The sequence below is a fragment of the Citrobacter sp. Cpo221 genome (assembly GCF_030332345.1).
GTDB classification, from domain to species: Bacteria; Pseudomonadota; Gammaproteobacteria; order Enterobacterales; family Enterobacteriaceae; genus Citrobacter; species Citrobacter portucalensis.
Map to the genome: position 1 here is coordinate 1 of NZ_JAOWIA010000048.1, position 16,163 is coordinate 16,163.

The 16,163-nt window shown below is 53.6% G+C and carries 16 protein-coding genes and 1 pseudogene; 5 read left to right on the plus strand and 12 right to left on the minus strand.

Annotated elements, in window-relative coordinates; translation table 11 throughout:
* Positions 1–68: 68 nt before the first annotated feature.
* The 3 genes from OGY72_RS09720 to OGY72_RS09730 all read left to right on the plus strand — a co-directional run bounded on the left by OGY72_RS09720 (position 69) and on the right by OGY72_RS09730 (position 3,183).
* Complete coding sequence (locus OGY72_RS09720) at positions 69–1,049, plus strand: IS5-like element ISKpn26 family transposase (protein WP_000019450.1); 981 nt, start codon at positions 69–71, stop codon at positions 1,047–1,049.
* Between the two features lie 261 nt (positions 1,050–1,310).
* Entirely contained in the window at positions 1,311–2,255 is a 945-nt protein-coding gene (locus OGY72_RS09725) for a LysR substrate-binding domain-containing protein (RefSeq protein ID WP_063941261.1), read from the plus strand.
* A gap of 25 nt (positions 2,256–2,280) precedes the next feature.
* Positions 2,281–3,183, plus strand: coding sequence for a carboxylate/amino acid/amine transporter (locus tag OGY72_RS09730; RefSeq protein WP_003827166.1), 903 nt, complete (start codon positions 2,281–2,283; stop codon positions 3,181–3,183).
* Between the two features lie 28 nt (positions 3,184–3,211).
* On the opposite strand, the gene nlpA is transcribed toward OGY72_RS09730, so the two are convergent.
* From nlpA to OGY72_RS09780, 10 genes and pseudogenes are all read right to left on the minus strand, one after another.
* Positions 3,212–4,030 (minus strand): lipoprotein NlpA, encoded by an 819-nt coding sequence (gene nlpA / locus OGY72_RS09735; RefSeq protein ID WP_032945419.1) that lies wholly within the window; start codon positions 4,028–4,030, stop codon positions 3,212–3,214.
* 123 nt (positions 4,031–4,153) lie between these two features.
* Positions 4,154–4,468 (minus strand): annotated as a pseudogene (locus OGY72_RS09740) (Rpn/YhgA-type helix-turn-helix domain-containing protein); the annotation flags it as partial.
* A 100-nt stretch (positions 4,469–4,568) separates the two neighbouring features.
* A complete protein-coding gene (dagF, locus tag OGY72_RS09745) occupies positions 4,569–5,312 on the minus strand; it encodes a 2-dehydro-3-deoxy-phosphogluconate aldolase (protein ID WP_286547685.1) in 744 nt (247 codons plus the stop codon).
* Positions 5,299–6,408, minus strand: a complete 1,110-nt coding sequence (gene dgaE, locus OGY72_RS09750; RefSeq protein ID WP_286547686.1) for a D-glucosaminate-6-phosphate ammonia lyase — start codon at positions 6,406–6,408, stop codon at positions 5,299–5,301. The genes dagF and dgaE overlap by 14 nt, the downstream gene beginning before the upstream one ends.
* 3 nt (positions 6,409–6,411) lie before the next feature.
* Entirely contained in the window at positions 6,412–7,272 is an 861-nt protein-coding gene (locus OGY72_RS09755; RefSeq protein ID WP_005121522.1) for a PTS system mannose/fructose/sorbose family transporter subunit IID, read from the minus strand.
* Positions 7,269–8,018: a PTS mannose/fructose/sorbose/N-acetylgalactosamine transporter subunit IIC gene (locus tag OGY72_RS09760; RefSeq protein ID WP_003023960.1), complete on the minus strand. Its 750-nt coding sequence runs from the start codon at positions 8,016–8,018 to the stop codon at positions 7,269–7,271. Before OGY72_RS09760 ends, OGY72_RS09755 begins: the two co-directional genes overlap by 4 nt.
* A gap of 25 nt (positions 8,019–8,043) precedes the next feature.
* Positions 8,044–8,529, minus strand: coding sequence for a PTS sugar transporter subunit IIB (locus tag OGY72_RS09765; RefSeq protein WP_003023959.1), 486 nt, complete (start codon positions 8,527–8,529; stop codon positions 8,044–8,046).
* A 12-nt stretch (positions 8,530–8,541) separates the two neighbouring features.
* Complete coding sequence (locus OGY72_RS09770) at positions 8,542–8,967, minus strand: PTS sugar transporter subunit IIA (RefSeq protein ID WP_191235912.1); 426 nt, start codon at positions 8,965–8,967, stop codon at positions 8,542–8,544.
* 120 nt (positions 8,968–9,087) lie between these two features.
* The gene (dagR, locus tag OGY72_RS09775) at positions 9,088–11,886 is read right to left on the minus strand and encodes a transcriptional regulator DagR (protein WP_286547687.1); all 2,799 of its coding nucleotides are present in this window, start codon (positions 11,884–11,886) and stop codon (positions 9,088–9,090) included.
* 90 nt (positions 11,887–11,976) lie between these two features.
* Complete coding sequence (locus tag OGY72_RS09780; RefSeq protein WP_003827152.1) at positions 11,977–12,393, minus strand: GNAT family N-acetyltransferase; 417 nt, start codon at positions 12,391–12,393, stop codon at positions 11,977–11,979.
* A gap of 130 nt (positions 12,394–12,523) precedes the next feature.
* Between OGY72_RS09780 and OGY72_RS09785 the strand changes: the two genes are divergently transcribed.
* Positions 12,524–12,817, plus strand: a complete 294-nt coding sequence (locus OGY72_RS09785; RefSeq protein WP_003827149.1) for a YicS family protein — start codon at positions 12,524–12,526, stop codon at positions 12,815–12,817.
* 94 nt (positions 12,818–12,911) lie between these two features.
* Positions 12,912–14,294: a 6-phospho-beta-glucosidase GmuD gene (gene gmuD / locus OGY72_RS09790; RefSeq protein WP_286547691.1), complete on the plus strand. Its 1,383-nt coding sequence runs from the start codon at positions 12,912–12,914 to the stop codon at positions 14,292–14,294.
* A 46-nt stretch (positions 14,295–14,340) separates the two neighbouring features.
* Here the strand turns inward: gmuD and nepI are convergent, their stop codons facing one another.
* Together nepI and OGY72_RS09800 are read right to left on the minus strand one after the other, a co-directional pair.
* Positions 14,341–15,534 (minus strand): purine ribonucleoside efflux pump NepI, encoded by a 1,194-nt coding sequence (gene nepI / locus OGY72_RS09795; RefSeq protein ID WP_003827145.1) that lies wholly within the window; start codon positions 15,532–15,534, stop codon positions 14,341–14,343.
* A gap of 170 nt (positions 15,535–15,704) precedes the next feature.
* Positions 15,705–16,157: a DUF1198 family protein gene (locus OGY72_RS09800; RefSeq protein WP_286547693.1), complete on the minus strand. Its 453-nt coding sequence runs from the start codon at positions 16,155–16,157 to the stop codon at positions 15,705–15,707.
* Between the last annotated feature and the right edge of the window lie 6 nt (positions 16,158–16,163).

A 16,163-nucleotide genomic window follows, 5' to 3' on the forward strand; every position in this document is an offset into this window, starting at 1 on the left:
GGAAGGTGCGAACAAGTTCCTGATATGAGATCATCATATTCATCCGGAGCGCATCCCAGAGGGACATCATGAGCCATCAACTCACCTTCGCCGATAGTGAATTCAGCACTAAGCGCCGTCAGACCCGAAAAGAGATTTTCCTCTCCCGCATGGAGCAGATTCTGCCATGGCAGAATATGACCGCTGTCATCGAGCCGTTTTATCCCAAGGCGGGCAATGGCCGACGGCCCTATCCGCTGGAGACCATGCTGCGTATTCACTGCATGCAGCATTGGTACAACCTGAGCGACGGTGCCATGGAAGATGCCCTGTACGAAATCGCCTCCATGCGCCTGTTTGCCCGATTATCCCTGGATAGCGCCCTGCCGGATCGCACCACCATCATGAATTTCCGCCACCTGCTCGAGCAGCATCAACTGGCCCGTCAATTGTTCAAGACCATCAATCGCTGGCTGGCCGAAGCAGGCGTCATGATGACCCAAGGCACTTTGGTGGATGCCACCATCATTGAGGCACCCAGCTCTACCAAGAACAAAGAGCAGCAACGCGATCCGGAGATGCATCAGACCAAGAAAGGCAATCAGTGGCACTTTGGCATGAAGGCCCACATTGGTGTCGATGCCAAGAGTGGCCTGACCCACAGCCTGGTCACCACCGCGGCCAACGAGCATGACCTCAATCAGCTGGGTAATCTGCTTCATGGAGAGGAGCAATTTGTCTCAGCCGATGCCGGCTACCAAGGAGCGCCACAGCGCGAGGAGCTGGCCGAGGTGGATGTGGACTGGCTGATCGCCGAGCGTCCCGGCAGGGTAAAAACCTTGAAGCAGCATCCGCGCAAGAACAAAACGGCCATCAACATCGAATACATGAAAGCCAGCATCCGTGCCAGGGTGGAGCACCCGTTTCGCATCATCAAGCGGCAGTTCGGCTTCGTGAAAGCCAGATACAAGGGGCTGCTGAAAAACGATAACCAACTGGCGATGTTATTCACCCTGGCCAACCTGTTTCGGGTGGACCAAATGATACGTCAGTGGGAGAGATCTCAGTAAAAACCGGAAATAACGCCAGAAATGGTGGAAAAAATAGCCTAAATAGGCTGATTCGATGTGTTTGCGGGAAAAAAATCGGCCCAGATCCGCGAAATTTTAATCAGCGAGTCAGCTTGGGAAGAAATGACCTGCTTATTCGCACCTTCCCTAACAATGCCACTCCCCTGAGGCGCTGACGAATGAGAAGAAATAGCGAACCGAGAAAGAAAATCTATCTCGATGGCATATACTGAAGATATTCACAAAACGGGAAATGATCTGATGCGATCGCTTAATCGGCTTAAATGGTTACACGCTTTTGAGGCCACAGCCCGCCACGGCAGTTTTACTGGTGCGGCGCAAGAACTGGGGGTCACTCCGGCGGCCGTTGGACAATTGGTTCGTGCGCTGGAAGACTGGGTTGGCCACCCGCTGCTGCATCGTACTCGTTCAGGCAAAGAGCGTCTCACGCTGGTCAGCGAAGCACAGGACGCGTTGCGCGAGATAACCCAGGGACTGGATAGTCTGGAATCTGGGCTGAACAAGTTACGCGGTCGGCGAGCACGCTCGGTGGTGATTATCACGGCCTCTCAGGTACTGGTGATGAACTGGCTGATGAGCCGCCTCAATCGTTTCTCACAAGCGCATGAAAACATAGAATTACGCCTGAACGTGACGGAAAAGCTGATGGATGTTGCTCATGGCGAAGCGGATTTGGGCGTGCGTTGCGGCAAAGGCGACTGGCCTGGGGTAAATAAAACCTGGCTGATGGATGAAGAAGCGGTTCTGGTCTGTAGCCCACGTATTGTGCCAGTAGATAAAATATCCTGTAGAGAATGGTTGGCCGCACAGAAGCTTATACATGATGACACTCCCCACCCCGGCGCCAATTTCCCGGACTGGAATGATGTCCTGACCGCCACCCAGGCACCTGTCGTTCGCGACAGTGGATTGCACATCAACTCTACCTCTGCGGTGATTCTGGCGGCGCTCAGTGGTCAAGGTGTCGCCATTGTGCGCAGGGCATTGGTGCAGCAGCTACTGACAGACGGGCAACTGGTTCAGCTTCATCCCAACACCCGCTGGCCTCTGGCATGGTCTTACTACATTGTTACGCCGCAGCACGCGGTAATGCGCCCGGAGGTAAAAGTCTTTAATGACTGGCTGATTGCAGATGTGCTGGCAGAAATCACAACCATCTCTGCTATGATGCCTGCACACAAATAAAACAAAACAACATGCCGAGGGAAAGATGAGTTCCACCAGAAGAGGGATGATGAATGTCCTGATTGCCGCAGTATTGTGGGGAAGTTCAGGCGTTTGCGCGCAATACATCATGGAGCAAAGCCAGATGTCATCGCAGTTTCTGACCATGACGCGCCTGATTTTCGCCGGGCTCATTCTGCTGATGCTCTCTTTCGTTCACGGCGACAAAGTGTTCTCCATTATCAAAAATCGCAAAGACGCCATCAGCCTGCTGATTTTTTCCGTGGTTGGCGCACTCACCGTACAGCTAACCTTTCTGCTGACCATTGAAAAATCCAACGCCGCCACCGCGACGGTACTGCAATTTTTGTCACCGACCATTATCGTGGCGTGGTTCTCCGTGGTGCGCAAAGCGCGACCGGGGATTTTAGTGCTGACCGCGATCTTCACCTCGCTTATCGGCACCTTCTTGCTGGTCACCCACGGTAACCCGACGTCGCTGTCTATCTCACCTGCCGCGCTTTTCTGGGGAATTGCCTCGGCGTTTGCCGCTGCGTTCTACACCACCTATCCCTCAACGCTTATCGCGCGCTACGGCACGCTGCCGGTCGTCGGCTGGAGTATGTTAATCGGCGGCATGATCCTGCTGCCGTTTTATGCCGGGCAGGGCACTAATTTCGTAGTGAATGGCAGTTTGATTCTGGCGTTTTTCTATCTGGTGGTCATCGGCACATCGCTGACGTTTAGCCTGTACCTGAAAGGCGCGCAGATGATTGGCGGACCGAAAGCGAGCATTTTAAGCTGCGCGGAACCGTTGAGCAGCGCGTTGCTGTCCCTTCTGCTGTTAGGTATTACCTTTACCCTGCCAGACTGGCTGGGCACGCTTTTGATCCTCTCTTCGGTAATACTTATCTCAATGGACTCACGTCGCCGCGCCAGAGCGGTTTAACGCCAACCGGCGCGGCAAAGGGTCATGATTACCAGCCCGGAACCGCGCCACCGTTAAAGATAGTTTCTGCCGCCTTCGCCACTTCCGGTGACTGATAAGATTGCAGGAATTCTTTCACATTCTCGGCATCTTTGTTGTCTTCTCGCGCCACAAGAATGTTCACGTACGGTGAGTTTTTGTCTTCAATAAATACGCTGTCATGTACCGGGGAAAGCCCGGTTTGCTGGATGTAGGTGGTACTGATAATCGCCACATCCACTTTCTGATCGTCCAGCACACGCGGCAACTGCGCGCCTTCCAGTTCCATAATTTTCAGATGCCGCGGATTATCAGTGATATCCAACGCTGTTGGCAGCAGGCCGGTATCCGCTTTCAACGTAATTAACTTCTCTTTTTGCAGCAGCAACAGCGCCCGACCCAGGTTGGTCGGGTCGTTAGGTATCGCAATCGTTGCACCGTCTTTTAGTTCAGCGACGGTTTTGATTTTCTTCGAATACCCTGCCATCGGGAACACAAAGGTATTGCCCACCGCAACCAGCTTATAGCCGTGTGCTTTATTATCTTGTTCGAGGAACGGACGATGCTGGAAGACGTTGGCATCCAGCTCACCATGATTGGTGGCATCATTGGGCAGCAGAGAGCCACTAAACCCCACCAGCTCCACCTCAAGGCCATATTTTTCTTTAGCGACTTTCTTCGCGACCTCCGCTACATCCTGCTCAGCACCGTTAATCACACCCACTTTGATATGCTTTGCATCACTGCTCTGTTGATCGCATCCTGCCAGCAATAATCCCGCCAGTAATACCGCCGCCCCGGCCCCGAAATAAGGTATCTTCAGCTTCACGTTTTATCCTTTTGCAATAACCGCCTGATGAGTAATGAAATGACTATAGCGGGAAGGCCGCTGCGGTTTAAAAAACGAAAAAGCATCAGCAAGAAGAAAAAAGCATAATGGAGCTAAGATAAATTAGTCAGAAGATACCGTCAGTTCATCAATTGAAAGCCCGGTAATAATTAGCACCAGTTCACGATCGATCCCCTTCTCAAGCATGGCATGGGCTATCCGCAACGCTTCGTCCTTTTTTCCCTCGCGTTTGCCCTCTAGCAACCCAGTCCTTCGCCCCGACTCACGTAAGCATTCTGCAATCGTCATTAATCTCTCCTTATGCTGGGGAACGCGCAGGGCAACCTGTCGAATAAACGCCTCAAAACGCGGTGCGCTGCCAGACTGCACCAGGTAATTAAATAGCGTTTCTACCTGACTGTCATTAGCGTGTCCTTTATATACGTTAAAATGCCCGATAGCGCTTACGCTGACCGGGCTGGTGACATGAGGTTATCTGTAGGCCGGATAAGCGAAGTGCCATCCGGCGATAGCAACATCACACCAGGGCTTTGACTATCTCCATCAGCCTGATGACATCTGCAGGCCGGGTATTACCGGTCTGTGGGTCGATAATCGAGCTGTAAACATGCGGCATGACGCGCGGGACTCCCGCCTCCAGACAGGATTGCAGGATAACGCCGAAGTTATCGAGATCGATACCGCCGGTCGGCTCAATCAATGTCATGCCGTTTCGTGCCGCTGTCGTCGCCAGTGCGTACAGCTCAGGCAGCGACTGCTCACCACCCATTGGGAAGAACTTCGCCGCATGGGCTCCTGAATCCAACATCATACGGACCGCTGCATCGCAGGAAACGCGGGCTGGCGTGCCCTGGCTGCTGCTGACGCCGGTCGAGATCAACACGTCCCCCGGCGTGCCAGTGGGACTGACTAACGCGTTGATATGGGTCTGTTCACCGCCCGTTGCCGCCAAGGCGCCTGCCGCAAACCCGCAACCGGTAAAGGTCTGGTTGACGTGTGCCGGATGGACCTGTGAGGCAATCATCGCCGCTTTGTAATACTGCGCCGGGTCACCGGCCCCCAACCCCACGGAAATTGATGGCACATCGGTCATCCAACGTTTTACTTCCAGAACCCCTTCCTCAACCGAGGAAAACTGCGCCGAAAGAATGCCGATCACCGCGTGGCCTTCGGCAGCATCATAGATTTCCCGCGCATTGGCGATATCCTTCGCCAGCACGTTAATGGCCACTTTATTACGATAAAAATTAATGTGCTGCATGTTCTGCAATCTCCTTTAATCGGGCCACGATCAGCGCCATTTCCCCTTCTGCTACCGTACGCGGGTCAAGGCTAAAGACGCCCTGATGAAGGTTGTAACGGCGAGCGTAGATCGCTATATCACCCTCTCGCAGTTGCGCTTCTACGGCGTAAGCATCCATTCCCAGCACCTGCGCATTCACCCGAATTCGAATCCGCCAGATGGCGCGTCCGGCCTCATCCTGCTCGATATCCGCATCCAGTCCGCGAATCTCTGAAATCGCCTGCGCCACGGGGCGGAGCGCTTCGGCAGTGACTACGGTTTGTCCCTGATGGTAGTTTTCCAGGGCATAAACCAACCCAACCATATTCTCTTTGCCGATTTTCATCGCCCGGGCAATGCCGTGGTGCTGCGCTTTACACGCGGCAATCCACTGTTTCTTCCCGGTGATAAATCCGGAGGTCGGCGCGTTAAAAGCTTTTGCCCCGCTGTAGACCACCATATCCGCTCCGCTTGCTACCCAAGCGTGCAAATCTTCCTCGGCGGCGGCATCGACAATCAGCGGCAGGTTGTGAACCTGCGCGACCAGCACAAAATCCGCGATGCTCAACATGCCTTTCTGCACGCAGTGGTGCGATTTCACGTACAGCAGCGCGGCGGTGCTATCGGTAATCGCGCTCTCCAGCTGCCAGCGGGCCGCCAGATTACTTGAGCCAACCTCCACCACCCGCCCGCCGCCCAAACGGATGGCGCTGGTGATGGGCGCACCGTAGTCAACGTTATGCCCGCGCAGCATGACCACTTCATTGGCCATTCCTGCGCTGTCCGGCATCAGCGTGACTCGCGCCTGGTCACCACGGGTAATGGCGGCGGCAACAGCGATAGCAATACCCGCCGATGCACAGGAGGTGACATAGCTGTCTTCAGCCCCGGTGTAGCGGGAAACCAGTTCTCCAGTTCTGTCCACCAGCCGATCAATTTCAACAAAGGCTGAAGCAGCCCGTGCGGTGGCCTGCATTACTTCCGGCGCTACGCTGGAAACACCCAGAATCGTCATCTTGCCGCAGGCGTTAATGACCTGTTTTAGCCCCAATTGTTGGTAGATATTCTGTGTCATGGCTTACAGCACTCCCAGCAGCGAACAGACCACGCTGAGCGCGACAATCGACAGTAAAATCGTTGTGTAACGCGGCCCTTTCTTCACCAGATAGAAATAGATGGCGAACACCGCCGCCAGCGGCAACAGACCGGGGGCAATAGAGTCGAGAATTTGCTGAACCACCACTTCAGAACCTTTCAGGGCACTGAGTTTTAATGGCGTGGTGATCTTGACGTAGCTTGCAGAAAGCGCGCCCATCATGATCAGGCCCAGCACGTTCGCGCCGTAGATAAGTTCCTTTATTCGCCCTCCCTGCAGCAGGCCAATTATCGAGTCACGCCCCAGCGTATAGCCTTTGTGAACCATACCGTAGCTGATTGCCAGCGTAATGGCTGGATAAAGAATTAACGGTACAATTCCGCCCATTGCGCTGCCATTGGCCGCGAAAGGGATGAAAATCGCAATTAACAGCGGCATCACGGCGGCCCAGATGATGGAGTCCCCCATCCCGGCCAGTGGTCCCATCAACCCGGTTTTAATCCCGGTAATTGAGGCGTCGCTGATCGGCTCGCCGCGGGTTTTCTGTTCCTCCATCGCAATGGAGATCCCCTGAATCACCGCCCCGAACGTCTGCTCCGAGTTGAAGAAGTTCAAATGGCGTTTCAGCGCTTCCACCTGCTCTTCTTTTTGCGGGTAGAGTTTTTTGATGATCGGCGTCATCGAGGCGCAGAAAATCAGGCTTTGCAAACGCTCATAGGAGCTGGAAACTTCCGCGCCCAGCCAGTAGATAAACCAGGCTTTGGTGATGTCTGCTTTGGTCAGCGTGCCGCTTTCGCGCGCGCGCTCCACCAGTTCATGCTGCATTACGTCGCTGCTCATCATGCTGCTCCTTCATTTTTCGCCAGACCTTTAATCAGGAACGCCACGCAGGTACCAAAGATTGCCATCGCCATGATGTCTACCTTCAGGTACAGCACCGCAAAGAAACCGCCGATAAACCATGGCAACAGGCTCTTTTTACCGATCACCATAATGGTGATGGCGAAGCCCAGCGCCGGCAGAATGCCGCCCATAATTTCAAAGGAGTGCGTCAGCCAGTGCGGCATCAGCTTAAGGAAGCTTTCCACAACGTCCTGACCAAAATAGTTGGCGGCGAAGACCACCGGGAAACGCAGTACCAGTCCGAGCAACGCCGGGTAGAGGAACGCACAGCGCATAATGCCCGCCATGTTTGCCGTTTCCGCATGCTTGTCGGCCATATGTACCCACGCTGCGTTTAGCGTGCGGCGCAACTGGTCGAGGAACACGCCGATAACGCCAAAAGGGATCGCCAGTGCGATAGCCAGGTTCGGGTCCATTCCGGCCTTCACGGCGATCGGAATTGAAATGCAGGCAGCCAGCGCCGGATCCGACGGGACGTTGCCGCCTGGCGTGGAGGTCACGCCGAGATAAACCAGCTGCATACCTGCACCGATGATCATCGCCGTTTCCATGTTGCCTAACAGCAGACCAACGAATACGGCAATCACCACTGGCTGTAGCAGCATGGCGGAGAAAGTGTAGCCAAGGCGTAATCGGGCAAACCAGTAATACAACCCCATCAGGCTTGCGAAGACTAAAGTATCCATAATTAAGTACCCTGTTATCAAAGAATTAGAATTTTTTCAGGATATCGTCCAGCGACTGCGGCTTATCTTCCGGGATAGTCTGGAAGAACACCTGAATCCCACGATTTTTCAGGTCGCTCAGAATGCCGACGTCTTTTTCATCCAGCGTAATGTTCTGGAATACTGCTTTGCGGTTTGGCCCACCGCCCAGCCCACCGACCTGAATGGTGGTGACATCAAATCCCAACTGAACCGCTTCCTGAACCGCAGCCAGAGAGGGGAAAAGCACCAGCACTTTGCCGTCACCAAGCTGGTTTTCTTTCCAGGCAGCCGCAAAACTTTGGTTACCGAAACAATCCACTTTGATGTTCGGCGGCGCGGCCATCAGGTAGATGTTTTTCATAAACGGATCGGCATCCAGTTCATCGCTGACCACCGCAATCCGGTTTGCCTGAGATTGCCCAACCCATTTGGTCACCACTTGTCCATGAATCAGACGGCTATCAATACGACATAAGACGATGTTTGCCATGATGTTTATTCCTTATTGTGATTGTTGTAATTGACGTACGTGGGCAACAACGTCCATGCAGCTGCTACGCCCGGCCTCGACCAGATCGGCCACGCAGGTGGTCAATTGGCCATGCTCGCGTTTGTCGAGCGCCTCCAGTAACAAAGAGGCGTTGAGCCCGGAAATCACTGCCACCGGGTAATCGGCACTCAGCCGTGCCGCCACGTTAGACGTGGTGCCGCCAATAAAATCGGTCAGGATCAGTGAGCCTTCCGGCATAGCTTTCACTACGGCTTCGACGCGCTGATAAAATTCGCCGAGCGTATCAACGGGCATCAGCGCAATTTCCGTCACGCCTTTGATTTCACCCATCACCATGCGCAGGCTGTTGCAAAGCTGTTGCCCCCAGCCGCCATGGGTCAGCAGCAGGATCTGGGGCAAGGATTCAGTGGTAGTCAAAATGGCCTCCTGGCTCGATTACATAGACATAGGTAAACAGAGCAAAGGCTGTGCCAGAATTTGTGTCACGCGGGGGAGTTGTGGGTGCTGGCGGGGCGCAAAGCCCCGCAAGTCTTGGGATTAGCTATACAGCAATTCGTAGATATAAAAATATTCCGCGTCCGATAAGCGAATGGCATAGGCCTCTTCAATCGGCAGGAAAGCAGATTTAATGACACTAAAGGCGCGAATATCCAGATCCGGCTTGTTCTCCAGCGCCATCTGTAACGGTTTGCGGTTAATCACGATACGCTCGACCATACAGCAGCAGTGGATCAGGAAGCGCAGTGTCACCTGACGGCTCGGTTTGAGCGAAAGCGCGGTGGTCAGATGATTCAACACGCCTTCCATCTCTTTCAAAATACGCTGCGGGTTGAGCACCGAAATATGGTTAATGATGCTCTCCATGGTCAACGCGCTGATAAAGCGCATCGCGCTGCGCTCCATTTCCAGTCGGCGCTCGCTGCTGGAGAGATCCGGCGTCAGCAGGCTGAGCACCAGCTCGGGGCCTTGCTCAGAGAACAACTCCTCGAGCGAGATAAACGGAATATCCGGCAGTCCCGGCTGGAAAGTACCCACTATGCCAGCCAGACGCTCAGTGGCGTTAATCGCTTGCTGAACACGATCCAGGCTGCGAACTTCGTTGTAATCGAGGATCACCATCCGTGTGTCCTGCGACATCAGTTCGCCGAAGCTCTCTTCCAGCACCTTTTTGATTTTTTCTGCCGTTCCCATCCCGGTGATGCAAGAGATAACCAGCACTTTACCGCTGTTTTCCTGCTGCGGCGTACAGAGCTGACAGGGTATATTTTTGCTCTGCATCAATGCCGCCAGCTGCGGCAAATCACTGGTTTCGTAGCTTAAATCCAGCCCAATCTCCAGCAGGCTGGTGAGCGTGATATTGGGCATCAGCAGAACGTCTATCTGAAATAATTTGCTGATCGTGCTGCCAAAATGGACCAGCGAGCCAATATCCACCATCAGGATCAATCGGCGATATTGCCGGGTCTGGATCATCTGCGTCAGGGCTTCCAGCGTGTCATGCACCGACTGCTCGAAAGGCATATCGATAGCGCTGAACACCTCGCGCTCCAGCACGCGATTCACGTACTGCGCCTGGCTTGTGGCGGTCGTCGCACCGTGGGCAATCAAAATCACCCCGCAGTCAGGACTGGCGTCAATCCGTTGGCGGTAATGACGGCACTCTTTGAGGAACAGGCACAGCCAGACCACCTCTGTCGCCGGACACTGAATATGCAGCAGTTCATTGATTTTTCGGCATAACAGCGTGGCGTTTTCGTATTCATCTTTGCAGCGATCAAGTATCAGGCTGGAAGAATAAAGTTGCGGAATAAGGCCGCGCTGCACGTAGCCAATCAGCGCCAGAAAGTGTTTGCGCAGCGGGTTAACCAGATTTTCCGGCAGCGTGAAGCCAAGCACCTGCTCAACGCAGCCGATCAGCAGCGTGACCCGCTCTTCAATCTGATCGCCATAGCGCGGGGGATGCGCCACACTGTCGCGGCTATAGAGACCATATTCAAAAATCGAGCTGAGTTTGTTTTTGAGGATTGCCAGCGTTTCGGCTGGCGGTACGTTGCTGTTACGCAGGTTGATGTATTCCCGGGTCAGGAAGCTGTAAAAGAGATCGCTCTCTTCAATTTCAGCTCCGGTGGCCAGCGAATTTTTCAGTGCGGGCAGCGTGCGGGCATCAATGCTCAGGTGCTCTTTGCCTTCGAACAGCGCTCCAACCAACAGACGTTGTTCCGGCGTGGCGTTAAAGGGGATCTCGGTCAGACGTTTATCCAGCTGTAGCGTATCGCTGTGCTCCGTCATCCCCGAGGCCCAGGCCTGGGCGCAGAGAAACTGAATGTCGCTCTTGAGCTGACCAATATTGCCTTCCAGCGGCTTGTTCAGCAGCCAGAGCAGCAGGGTACGGTCGATGCTTATCGTACGCTCGATTTTGCGGCTCTCACGCTGTAAGAAACCAACGATCAGCTCAACCTGCTCTTCCACCGAACGCTGGCGAATGCCGGGGAGATCGATACATACCTGAATACGTCGCTGGAAAGTGCGCAGCAACGCCGAACTTACCGGTTCGGTGGTCGCACATATCAGGCGAACCGAGATTGAACGCGCCACGGCGCTTGAACCCAGCGGCCGGTATTCACCTTTGTCGAGAATAGAGAACAGCTTTTCCTGACCTTCATACGGCAGACGATGCACTTCATCGAGCAGGAGATAGCCGCCATCAGCCTGTTCGACCAGACCGGGTTTATTCTCGTTTGCACCGGTAAACGCTCCCTGTCGATGACCAAACAGGTGCGATGAGAGCAGTTCCGGGTTATGCGCGTATTCCGCGCAGTTGAAATAGACCAGCGGTGGAGGCGTTCCCGCTGCACGTTCGCAGGCGAAACGGTGCATCAGTTCGGCAAAAAAGGTTTTACCCACGCCGGAGGGACCGGTCAGCAGAACATGTAGCCCGTGGGGATACAACACCGCCGCGCGGCCTTTTTCCACCGCATCGCGCAGGCTGCGATCGTAACCAATCAGGCTGGAAAAGGGATCGTCTGTCGCCTGGTTTTCCTGAACAGGCAACAGGTCGGCAACGGTTTGCACTTCACGCTCGGACTCATCCAGTTTGCGCCCCAGCAGCGTTTCAATCGCCTGACGATGCAGAAAGAATACCGGGCGCCCGCGGCTTTTAATCGCCAGGCCGTCGTTCCAGAGCTGATTGAGATCTTTACTGACTGAGTTGCGCGCCAGCCCGAGGTTAAAGCCGATGGCCTCCGCTGTGAACGCCGTTTCCTGCGCCAGATGGGCAAGATTCAGGCCTCGCGTCAGCCGTTCCAGCTCTCCCAGTATTATCTCAATCCGTCTCATCTCTTTACCGCTTAAGAAATAAATGATTGTTCAGAACATACACTATTCTGCTGCGCAAGAAAGTGAGGCGGCATCCAGACCTTCCGGTCATCAAAACGTTTTCGACAAATAATGGCGCGCGGAACCGGTTTCCGGGAAGTTATCGAGGGTCATTTGCAGCTGATAGCCGTTTTTCTGATAAAACGGCAGCGCCTGGAAACTCATGGTATCCACCAGCGCATGCAGGCATCCTCTCTCACGCGCCGTCTGTTCTGCGGCCTGCATCAATTTTGTGCCGTAACCGCCTTTGCGCAGCGAGTCATGCATCCACAGAAAATCAATGCACAGCCATTCGCCTTTGATTTTGCCGATCAGCCCACCCAGAATGTCATTGCGCTCATCGCGCCAGTACACCGCCAGGTCGCCAAAATTGGTGGTTCTAAGAAACTGCCGGTTGTAAGCGCGCAATCCGGCAAGTAGGGCATTTTGATCGTCTTCGGTAATCGTATCTGTAATCTGTATTTGCATCCTATCCTCCTGAAATAACTACAATTTCTGGCTGATTTATTTTTAGACATTAACACAGGGTGATGAGTGAGTCGTATGCCGTCTACACTTACTCTTGAGATGATGCGCATAGACAACAAGGATTATTATCATGAAACGAGTCATTTTTCCGATTATTGCCGTCCTTTTCACGCTACCCGGTCTGGCGCAAGCCGACTCGGCTTATGGCAGTCTGCAGGCTGTACACGAAAAGAATACCGTTATGAAGGATTTACGTAAGATTTGCACCCCGCAAGGGTCGCCATCTGATGAGGTGTGGGAAAAAACGATTATGGCTGATACGCGTAATCAGCAGCACATCCGCGAAGCCATTCTGGCAATTCAAAGAAACAATCAGAACAACTACTGGGAAGCGCTTGGCAAAGTTGAATGCCCGGATTTATAGGCATTTGGTTGAGAAATGAGTACTGTAACCGGTTTCTGTATCGCAAAAACACGTATTGTTTCCAGAACGTATAAATAGCAATGGAGCAACAACAATGCGATACCGTTTTCCAGAAAACTTCTGGTGGGGCAGTGCCTGCTCGGCCCTGCAAACCGAAGGGGATAGCCTGAACGGCGGCAAAAGCCAGACCACGTGGGACGTGTGGTTCGATCGTCAGCCAGGTCGTTTCCATCAGGGCGTTGGCCCGGCAAACACCTCAACCTTTTATCAGCACTGGAAACAGGACATTGCACTGCTCAAACAACTGAAGCACAACAGCTTCCGTACGTCTCTGAGCTGGTCGCGCCTGATCCCGGACGGTACCGGCGAGGTTAATCCTGAAGCCGTCGAGTTCTATAACAACGTCATCGACGAGCTGCTGGCACAAGGCATTACGCCATTTATCACCCTGTTCCACTTCGACATGCCGATGGTGATGCAGGAGAAAGGCGGCTGGGAAAACCGTGAAGTGGTCGAGGCGTTTGGCCGCTATGCACAAACGTGTTTTACATTGTTCGGCAACCGGGTTAAGCACTGGTTTACCTTTAACGAGCCAATTGTCCCGGTTGAAGGCGGCTATCTGTATGACTTCCATTACCCTAATGTGGTGGATTTCAAACGTGCAGCTACCGTGGCGTATCACACCATACTGGCGCATTCGACGGCGGTTCGGGCATATCGTGCCGCAAACCATGACGGTGAAATCGGCGTGGTACTGAATTTAACGCCTTCCTACCCGCGCTCACAAAATCCGGCGGATGTGAAAGCCGCACACTATGCGGATCTGCTGTTTAACCGCAGTTTCCTTGACCCGGTGCTGAAGGGTGAATATCCGGCGGATCTGGTTGAACTGCTGAAAGGGTACGATCAATTACCGGCATGCCAGCCAGGCGACAGCCAGTTAATCGCCGAGGGAAAAATCGACCTGCTCGGCATCAACTACTATCAGCCGCGTCGCGTGAAATGCCGCGATAGCGCCGTCAACCCGGATGCACCGTTTATGCCGGAGTGGCTGTTTGATTATTACGAAATGCCGGGGCGGAAAATGAACCCCTACCGTGGCTGGGAAATTTATGAGCCGGGTATTTACGATATTATTACCAATCTGCGTGATAATTATGGCAACCCGCGCTGTTTTATTTCTGAAAACGGTATGGGTGTCGAGAATGAGCAGCGTTTTATTCAGCAAGAGCAAATCAACGACAGCTACCGTATTGAATTTGTTTCTGAGCATCTTAAATGGCTACATAAAGGCATTAGCGAAGGCTGTAATTGTCTTGGCTACCATATGTGGACCTTTATTGATAACTGGTCATGGCTCAACGGATATAAAAACCGCTACGGTTTTGTTCAGTTAGATTTAGCAACGCAAAAACGCACGGTGAAAAAGAGCGGCGAATGGTTTGCCCAGACCACCGAAAATAATGGTTTTAATTAAAACCTACCAGGATGCCGGATAGCGATCCGGCATACCGTGTTTTAGTTTATTGCATATCTTTTATGCGAACTTTTGCTGCCACCAGAAGCGCCGTCAGCAGCATCAGGCTGCCGGAAATCATCAGAGGTGACAGCAGTCCGAGGGTATCGAGCGCATAGCCTCCCACCGCAGCCCCGCAGGTATTGGCAAGTTGGATCACGGCGACCTGGACGGATCCGGCTTTTTCTGCCTGATCAGCAAGCGAACGGGTGATCCACGTCGACCAGCCCACCGGTACCAGCGCAAACAACAGCCCCCAAATAATCGCAATACCCGCCGCGACCACTTTGTCGCTGCCCCACAGGATCAGGACCAGCGCACTGAGCGCCAGCACCAGTGGCGCACCGGCTAACGCCAGTTTGACCGAACGCTTCAAAATCATCGACGAGAACGACGTACCAACAAAACTGGCAATACCGAAGCTCAGCAGCACCAGCGTCAGGCCATCAACGTCAAAGCCCGCCAGATTCATATAGATCGGGCGAATATAGGTAAAGAAGGCGAACTGCCCGGCAAAGGACATGAAGATGGCAATCATCCCGGCCATCACCCCTGGACGCTGCAACAGGCTGAACATGTTTTGTTTCTGATGCGAAGGTTCACCAGGCAGCGAAGGCAACGCTCTCACCACCCAAATCGTGCACAGCACGCCCATTACCGCCGCCGCATTAAACACGTTACGCCAGCCGATAATACCGCCCAAAAAGCTCCCCAGCGGCGCGGCAATTACCAGCGCAATAGAGACCGCGCCAAAAATAACCGACAGCGCTTTCGGCACCGTACGTGCAGGAACCAGACGCATGGTCAGCGACGCCGACATCGCCCAGAAGCCGCCAAGCGCCAGACCGAGGCAAGCGCGGCCAACGAGCAGCAGCGAAAAAGAATTGGCAAAGGAAACCAGCAGACAGGAAAGCGTCAGTAGCACCGAAAACAGGATCACCACATAGCGACGATCGGTCGCCTGAATAATTTGCGTCACAAACAGGCTGGCGAACATGGCGACAAATGCCGTCACGGTCACCGATTGTCCGGCCACGCCTTCAGAAATCCCCAAATCCTGCGCCATCGGCGTTAACAGGCTAACGGGGAGAAATTCAACGGTTATCAGGCAGGCAACGCAGAACGCCACGGCAAATACCGCCGACCAGTTCGGGCGGGAATTTGCCTCAGCGCGGGATTTTTGTTCAACAGCTTCACTCATTTTGTTACCTGCGTGGGGTTATTGTAGAAAAGTTACGCAGTGTAACATTAAATTTGTGACGTATTTAACGTTTCAGCAACTGTTTATAGCCGGATGGCGACGTCGTCTTATCCGGCCTACGATGGGACACTGCGTTAGGCCTGATAAGCGTTGCGCCATCAAGAGGACTATCAGTGCAGCCAGTGCACACCATCTTCAGGCTGGAAAAAGGCGTTATAGCGCATCTGGAACGCATTAAGCTCCTGCATATCCGGCTCCATCTCGCGTAGAAAACCGAGCGCCAAACGCACCTTCGCGTCGGTAATCGGTGCAGCCAACCGGGCCTTTTGCAGCCAGCGGTGCCATTGCAACAGGTTCTGCTCACTGCCGTCGACAATAACGATTTGCCAGATCAACAGCACCTGGGCAGCATTTTGTAGATGCGATTCATCAGGACGGTGGAGGTACTGTAAAAAAGCCTCACCCTGTACTTTTCCCATCTGATCGATCATCGATTCTACCGGCACGACATCAATGTTCAGTCGCTCGCTCAGACGGCGAATTGCCCGCCGCGACCCGGACGTTAGCACCCGAAATCCCACCACAAAAACAACCACCAGCGTGGCCAGCATTATCCAAATCATGCGAAC